We start from the raw sequence: 7,205 nt of genomic DNA on the forward strand, positions 1-7,205 counted from the left end.
CTGCGGGCGTGGAGTATGGAGCCGAAGCCGCCTTCGGTGAGGGTAAGTTGCTTGGAGAAGGCGGGAGGGACAAGGCTGCGGATCAAAACTGGGCACTTAGATAGTATTGGTCAGCAGTTTAGTCAGAACTGGTGTCTCCTGATTCGACATTCCAAGTCTCTGGTTCGGGCATCTCAACGGCGTATCTCTCTTCTTCGTCGTACCCACGGGATTCACGCAGAGCCTTGAGCCGTTCTCGCGTAATCCACATCGGGAAGGTATGGAGCGTTTCGTCAATGCCCCAGGCGTCATGCTCGTAGTGCTCACCGATCAGCCTGTCGCAGCGCACACATCCATTGCTCATGTAGGTTTGATCAACGGTCTTACTGTGGCGAGGCTTGATCCGCCCAATCCCGAGATCGGACGGTAGCTGGTCGAGGACAAACCGCAGGATTTCAGAGTCAAGATTGGACACCCTGAACTGAAGGTCATCAGGCATGATGTTGATGAAGGTGACGATGCGCGTCTTTGCCCCACAGGAAGAGTGCCAGCAATCCAGCACCCCCGTATGGACGGTAACGGTCACGTTGACGATGTTGGGATCGACTGCTTCTTCCACTTCTGGCTGAGGCTTGCCGAACCGCAGACGCTTGCTGAAGGCGGCATTCAGAAATTGCTCCATCGGCACGATCTGGTGCCAACGATCCGGGGTGTTCCGGTCCCGTGCATTCATGTACGGGTGCGTTGGAATGAGGGCTTGAAACCCTTCTTTCAAACTTCCACCGATGCACGCGGCGGGCAGGTCGCGCGTGACCGGGAAACCGGGCTGACGCAGGAGCCAGAGGCCACGAACGTCTGAGTCCTTGTACTGCTTTTGCCGCCGCATGGTGTCGTCGTTCGTCTGACCTGACCACTGGATTTCGACAGCAACCCTGTGCTTCCCCTTAGTGGCGAGAACGTCGGCTCTCCATTCCTCACCCTCGGGCGTGATACCTGTCGCCTCGGTTTGTGCCGTCCAGCCATGAGCGCGTGCCGCCATCACGGCCATCTGCTTCAGGTGGAGATGTTCTTCGGTCTCAGGGGCCGTCGCGCACGACCCAATAATCTTATGGGCGAAGAACCGTGTTCCAAGGCGAGACCGCTTGAGTGTTACATGTACAGAGCAGCACGGCATCCTGAGATGGCGTGACTTCTTGTTCTCAAACTCAAGGGTCTGCCACTCGTTCTCCGATAGATCGAAAGATTGGATGCTCTGGCCTGTAGGATCAACGCACCGTATTGGCATGACAAACAACGCTCTGGTCGCAACACGTAGCAAGTCAGCACAACTCGTGCCCTTATGCCAAGGCGCATTTCCGGCCAATCCGACCCAATCGAAGAACTGATCCAGCCCCGAATGACTTCTAGCCCAACCCTCGGCACCATCGTACTCTCTCGGAGCGGCTCCCAAGCTTCGAAATTTGGGTCTCAGTCCTCCCTAGCGGGAGCCGGTCATGCGGGTCTCCAGACGGACGGCAAAAAGATTTTAGAGACAAGGGCCATCGAGGGCTAGCCGAGAACCGTAGGGATGCTCCCCTAAGCCGTTCAGACGCAGGCGTATGGTGGGATCACCGCTCGGAAGAACGGACAGGCTGTCTTCTAGTAACATTCACTTCACACAGGCTCCGCTCTATACATCATAGACCTTATGAGTTCACACACTCCTCGGAAGTCTTATGGCCTCAGAAATCCGCTCTACCCGTCTCGCCGTCCTCATTGATGCCGACAATGCATCGGCAAATATCGCAGGCAGACTCTTTGAGGAAATCGCTAAGATCGGAGAAGCCAGCGTGCGCCGTATCTACGGGGACTTTTCAGGTCAGCGTCTGAAGCCTTGGGCCGATATCCTGGCGCAGCATGCAATTAATCCCCAGCAGCAGTTCGCCTACACGGCAGGCAAGAACGCGTCTGATATCGCCCTGGTGATCGACGCCATGGATCTCCTACACAGCGGACGATTTGACGGGTTCTGCCTCGTCTCCTCCGATAGCGATTTCACCCGCCTCGCATCTCGCATTCGTGAGCAGGGACTGGACGTGTACGGGTTCGGAGAGCGGAAAACTCCGGAGAGCTTCCGGCAGGCATGCCGTCGCTTCATCTACACCGAAAACCTCCTGCTTCCTGAGACTCCCACGCCTGGGGAAGCGACAGCCAAAGCGGTGAAATCGCTGCAACCAACGAGCGCTGCAATCCCTCTCCTCCAGAAAGCCTTGTCTCAAATCGAAGGTGAAGAGGGCTGGGTCAGCCTTGCGATGTTAGGCAAGCGGTTATTCAACATTGCAACAGACTTTGACCCTCGCACCTACGGTTATCGCAAGCTGAGTGATCTGGTTCGGAAGACCGGAGCGTTCGAAGTCGTTCAGGCTGACACTGGTGGACTACGGGTTCGCCCTATGCTTCGGGAAACCAAGGCCCCGGCGAAGAAGCAGCCTCGGCAGCGAAGTGCAGTCAAGAAGCAGAGTTCCTAACATTCTCTCGGATAGGGCTCAGCACCAATATTTTACCGGGGGCGCTCACGGCTGGTGAGATCCATCCGTAGGGTCAATCCCACGTCCCAAAACTATTCTTGCCCTGATCCTCACTGTCGTCGTCGGCACTCTCAACAATGGTCTCTATCTGCGGTTTTGGTCGGTGACCCTCCGAGGAGCCTCTGGTCGCCTGATCTCGGAGCAGTCAGTGCATAATGATTTTAGGTAGGCAAGGAATGCAGGGAAGCGGGTCGGGGACGTGAAAGAGACCTTGTCGCTGAATTTCGAGATGGACAACAAATCATCGTTGACGAGAAACAGAGCAGTCAACGAGGGTTATGCCCAACTGATTACCTCGGATACCCACCGCAGCCATCCTGTGGAACCTCCTATAGAGCGCCAGCATCGCCCAGCATGATCATGTAGGCTAGCATCGTCGCCAACATAAATTGTCAGTATCTATGGATGGGGGCACTGCGGCTAATATTGGGCTCAGTGCTAGTTCGGTTCACAGGGGATAAAGTGGGGACATGTGGAGTTGGCTGGCCCGGGTAGGTCTTCGCTTCTCTAATGAGGCAATGGAGCGCAAATTTGTAGAGGTGTTCTCCCTCTCACAAAGACCATACGTCCAGGCTGCTATGTTCCTCGGCAGTACGTTATACTACGTCTTCTTCATCTGGGACCGTATCATCGACCCCGGAAGCTGGGAGATAACCCATGCAATCCGTGGAGCAATCACGCTGTTCGTCTGGGTCTGTGCTGTACTTCTCTTTCTTCAGTCGCTTCAGAGGCATCTTGAGATAATATCCACAGCTTCGGTTACCGTTTCGGCAGTAGGTCTCTCTGTTATCTACTCAATCCTCGCCAGTGGTTTTGACTATGGGGCCATTGGACTCGTTCTCGTCATCCTGTTTGGCTTCAGCCTTCTGCCGATCAGGATTTTATACTTTACAACATTTTGCGTTCTTTCATGGGCCAGCTTCGTGGTTTGCGAGGTGTTGGCCACTAATTCCAAGCCGGGAATGATCATCGTCAACAACATGAGCATCGGTACTGCTGTTGCTCTCGGTATGCTCTCTGCGTGCTTGAGGGAGCTTTCGGCACGACGGCAGTTTACCACAAGCCACGAACTGGAAGCATCGAGGCTGCGCGTCGAGGAACTCCTTCACTCCATGCTCCCGAAGGAGATTGTGGCCCGTATTCAGGCTGGCGAGACGGCGATTGCCGATGCTTATGGCGAGGTGAGTATTGTTTTTGCTGATCTCGTCGGTTTCACCGAGTTAGCGCGTCGGGTAAGCCCAACCCATCTCGTCGAGGTTCTCAATGAACTCTTCTCGCGGTTTGATCTCGAAGCAGAGCGACATGGGATCGAAAAGATCAAGACTATAGGCGACGCCTACATGGCTGTCGGAGGATTGTCTGAGAGGAGGGGTGACTCGGATCATGCAGACCGTGCCGCCAAGTTCGCCCTTGCGATACAGGGCATAGTTGCTGAGCTTTCTGATCGTATGGACTACCCAATGAAAATTCGGGTTGGTCTGCATGTCGGCCCAATAGTAGCAGGCGTGATCGGAACCAAACGACCAGCATTCGACTGCTGGGGTGAAGCTGTGAACCTTGCCAGCCGCCTTGAGCATTCCGCCGCTCCGGGAGGCATCCTCATTTCTGAGTCGGCCTATTGGCGGTTGCGCAGTCATTTTCCGACCAAGATCCTGGACGACGTTGATCTGAAGGGAATTGGGCCAGCCAAAGTGTTCCTCTTGCAATCGCAGATTCCAGACGGCTCGTGCGCCCAATCTCCTTGGCATCTCACGCGACATAGGGGGCAAGCTACGTAGCGGCAGGCTGACAGAAAACAGGGTGCTTGGGTGGTCTTGCTTTTATCCCTCCTCGTCAGAGGCTCGGAACCAACGAAAAAGCTTTGGCTTATGGGATGACCGATCCCCACCAGCGGATTGCAGATCTGGAAGCGGAGATCGATGCCTTGTCGGATGCGGCAGAGCAATGCCGTAAGAGCATGGTCGTCGCTAAGATCGCGACTGGAGCGGGCGTACTTCTATTCGGAGGCGCTCTCCTGGGCCTAGTGCGAATTGGTCCTGTTGCTATGGTGATGGGGATCACCGCCACACTGGGTGGTATTGCGTTCTGGGGCTCAAGCCGAGGCTCCCTGGAGCAGATATCGGGAAAGATCAGAATGCTCGAAAGCCAGCGCACCGGCCTAATTGATGAAATGAACCTCCAGCCTGTCCAAAATCAGGATTGAGCCACCAAAATTGTTTGATGCGGTAGTGATTGCGTCCGTTTCGTAAATGCGGATCTCAATTCCTGTCCCTCTGGTACATCCGACGTTCCCCAGCCGAACAGTTCGCTGGAGCCTCGGCCTGGACCTTCCTGATGAGTGGTTCGAATTGGCTACCGGCGATTTCGCGGATGATCTTCGTCCGGATGGCCTGAGCAAACTGCTCGCGTTCACGGACAGGTACGAGGAACGATCCTGGTCCCCCGATAACGCAGTTCCGGTAATAGAGATCAAGGTTCTCCATATCGCCAAAGCCGCTTGGCCGCTTCAGCATGATCGGCAATCCATTGATGGTAATGCCCCGAGCGGTCGCTTCGTCCCGAGCCTCGACGACACTCCTCCCGCTGCTGTTGGGGCCGTCGCCCGAGATGTCGATTACCTTCCGCATGGCTGTAGCCCCGATTTGGTCTAACAACCCCACCCCGAAGTCGATTGCGCCTGAAATCGAGGTGCGTCGGACACGGCCAATTTCGGTGCGGTCAAGCTTCTCCGCGAACTCCATTGCCGTCTCAGGGCTGTCGATGACGGTCCAGGGAGCAATCACTACCTGATGCTCCACACCCGACCATTCCACGTAGATGACGGTGACCCGGCCCAACATACAGTTGCGGATGGCGTCATGAACGAGGGGCGAACGGAACGCCTCGATGAAGCCTTGGCGTTGCAACTCCTGCTTCTCAGGGTCCATGGATCGGGACACGTCCACCGCCAGGACAAGCGCGAGATCGACCTCAGTTCCGGCTCTGGCTATAGCGGGGACGACAAGGCTCAAACAGGCTGCGGCAACAACAGCGAGCACGGCTCGAAGCATCCGATCCACTCCTTCCGCTTTGAGCAGAAGCTGGATCTCCGTCGCGATTGGGCAAGATCGCGGACCTAGTGAACGGGCCAGCCCCTGCTCAACTTAGCGTGAGGTCGAGCAGTCTCCATGGCAGACGAGGCGCTTTTCGTCCGGTATGCTCTGACAGCAAGAGGAGGAAGGTTGGCATCCCACAGGTTAAGGCTCAGCGATGCCTGGACCGTCAAAAACAACTTTAGGGAACGAGGGGGACCGCAAGAGGCTGGTCGGAACGTCGGAGGAGGCTCTGGAAACGATGCCGAGAAAGGTGAACCGGAACGAGAATCGAGGGCAGGATAATCTGGAGGAATGTTCACCGGAGAGAAATGGGTGGGATGTAAGGAAGGTGATTGCACGAAACCTCGTGCAATCCCAAACACACTACATGGAGGATTTCGGGGCCAACCCTGCTCTTCGGGTTTCATCTGAACTTAAGGATCAAGGCTTCTCCTGACTGTCAGCAGCCTGCGTCTTACCCGGTTCATCGCCTCGTTTCTTGACTTCCTTTTCATTCGGAGAGGAGTGGAGATCGGTCCAGCGGTAGATCGGCCACATCTCGAACCAGACAATCGACTTCAAGATCCCGATCAGGAACTGCCAGAGTGTGATGCCTGGGTAGCGTTCCTCATCGTCCTCGTTCATAGCAGGCTCCTCGACATGACCCTCGGCATCACCGTTCAGCACCGGAATCGAACAGTTGGATGGCTTCCACTGGAATGATGGTTGAGATGGCATGTTTGTAGACGACTTGTGAGCTATTGCCCCGCACAAGCTGAACGGTGAAGGTGTCAAACCTCTTGATCTGCCCCTGAAGTCTGATCCCGTTCACGAGAAACATCGTCACCTCAGCCTTGCTGTCGCGGAGATGATTCAGGAATGTGTCCTGGAGGGTTGAGGTGCCTTGGACGGTCATGCCTTGCTCCCGTTGCCATCCTCCGCAATCAGGAGGGGACATTTCATCTTCGCATCTCAGACTACCTGTCCGATGGCTGCCCCGCAGCAGCACAGATCTCGACTACTCCGGATGACCTCACGAGTTCGTCCCGGCGATTAGCCAGGACACGAGGCAGATGATCGAGAGACCGGACATCGACAGTCCAGCCGCCGACCAACGAGTGACCCGTCGCTCCCAAATGTGGGTCGAGTTCTCCGCTTCTTCGGTCAGGGGAGCTTTCAGGAAGGCGTAAAATCTTCGGTTCCGTTGCAAACCCTGACGTAGATCAAGAGACTGCCGGAGATGACCTCAGGTTAGGCGGCCACGCCGAAGAGAGCAGCAATGAAATCACGCTGAGCCTGCATATCGTTTGCTGGTGCGTTCAAAACCTGACCTTTGCGGATCATCGCCATCGCCTCGTAGCCGGCAATCGTCTGTGAGGCAGACACGAAGCTCTTGAAGCCCAATCCGGGTCTGACCAGGCGCTTGATGCGCCGGTGATCCTGCTCGACGATGTTGTTCAGGAACTTCACCTGCCGGAGTTTGGCGAACCGCCAGAGCTCTCCGGCACGTTTCATCGCCTTCGTCGCTACAGGATAGGCGGTATTCTTGTCGACCGTGATAGTCCGCGGACTGACTGTATGGGGT

At 55.8% G+C, this 7,205-nt stretch carries 8 protein-coding genes; 3 read left to right on the forward strand and 5 right to left on the reverse strand.

The genetic code is table 11. From position 1 onward, the window contains the following. Positions 1-118: 118 nt before the first annotated feature. Entirely contained in the window at positions 119-1,264 is a 1,146-nt protein-coding gene (locus ACXJKO_RS04635) for a competence protein CoiA (protein WP_457089918.1), read from the reverse strand. Between the two features lie 430 nt (positions 1,265-1,694). Between ACXJKO_RS04635 and ACXJKO_RS04640 the strand changes: the two genes are divergently transcribed. From ACXJKO_RS04640 to ACXJKO_RS04650, 3 genes are all read left to right on the forward strand, one after another. Continuing rightward, positions 1,695-2,486, forward strand: a complete 792-nt coding sequence (locus tag ACXJKO_RS04640) for an NYN domain-containing protein (protein WP_457089908.1) — start codon at positions 1,695-1,697, stop codon at positions 2,484-2,486. A gap of 578 nt (positions 2,487-3,064) precedes the next feature. Continuing rightward, positions 3,065-4,324: an adenylate/guanylate cyclase domain-containing protein gene (locus ACXJKO_RS04645; RefSeq protein ID WP_457089909.1), complete on the forward strand. Its 1,260-nt coding sequence runs from the start codon at positions 3,065-3,067 to the stop codon at positions 4,322-4,324. A 26-nt stretch (positions 4,325-4,350) separates the two neighbouring features. After that, positions 4,351-4,749 (forward strand): hypothetical protein, encoded by a 399-nt coding sequence (locus tag ACXJKO_RS04650; protein ID WP_457089910.1) that lies wholly within the window; start codon positions 4,351-4,353, stop codon positions 4,747-4,749. Positions 4,750-4,804: 55 nt separating this feature from the next. Here the strand turns inward: ACXJKO_RS04650 and ACXJKO_RS04655 are convergent, their stop codons facing one another. The 4 genes from ACXJKO_RS04655 to ACXJKO_RS04670 form a co-directional block, all read right to left on the reverse strand. After that, on the reverse strand, positions 4,805-5,596 hold the full coding sequence (locus ACXJKO_RS04655) for a DUF1194 domain-containing protein (protein ID WP_457089911.1): 792 nt from the start codon (positions 5,594-5,596) through the stop codon (positions 4,805-4,807). Positions 5,597-6,061: 465 nt separating this feature from the next. Continuing rightward, entirely contained in the window at positions 6,062-6,265 is a 204-nt protein-coding gene (locus ACXJKO_RS04660; protein WP_457089912.1) for a hypothetical protein, read from the reverse strand. Positions 6,266-6,293: 28 nt separating this feature from the next. Beyond that, complete coding sequence (gene hfq, locus ACXJKO_RS04665) at positions 6,294-6,536, reverse strand: RNA chaperone Hfq (protein ID WP_457089913.1); 243 nt, start codon at positions 6,534-6,536, stop codon at positions 6,294-6,296. Between the two features lie 335 nt (positions 6,537-6,871). Then, positions 6,872-7,205, reverse strand: a 334-nt coding sequence (locus ACXJKO_RS04670; RefSeq protein WP_457089914.1) for a DDE-type integrase/transposase/recombinase, incomplete at its 5' end; no start/stop codon positions are given.

This window comes from Microvirga sp. P5_D2 (assembly GCF_054049475.1).

Bases quoted from the DNA above. Each gene is read 5' to 3' on its own strand.
- ACXJKO_RS04635 (WP_457089918.1), bottom strand. From the start codon at position 1,264: ATGCCAATACGGTGCGTTGATCCTACAGGCCAGAGCATCCAATCTTTC.
- ACXJKO_RS04640 (WP_457089908.1), top strand. From the start codon at position 1,695: ATGGCCTCAGAAATCCGCTCTACCCGTCTCGCCGTCCTCATTGATGCC.
- ACXJKO_RS04645 (WP_457089909.1), top strand. From the start codon at position 3,065: ATGGAGCGCAAATTTGTAGAGGTGTTCTCCCTCTCACAAAGACCATAC.
- ACXJKO_RS04655 (WP_457089911.1), bottom strand. From the start codon at position 5,596: ATGCTTCGAGCCGTGCTCGCTGTTGTTGCCGCAGCCTGTTTGAGCCTT.
- ACXJKO_RS04660 (WP_457089912.1), bottom strand. From the start codon at position 6,265: ATGAACGAGGACGATGAGGAACGCTACCCAGGCATCACACTCTGGCAG.
- hfq (WP_457089913.1), bottom strand. From the start codon at position 6,536: ATGACCGTCCAAGGCACCTCAACCCTCCAGGACACATTCCTGAATCAT.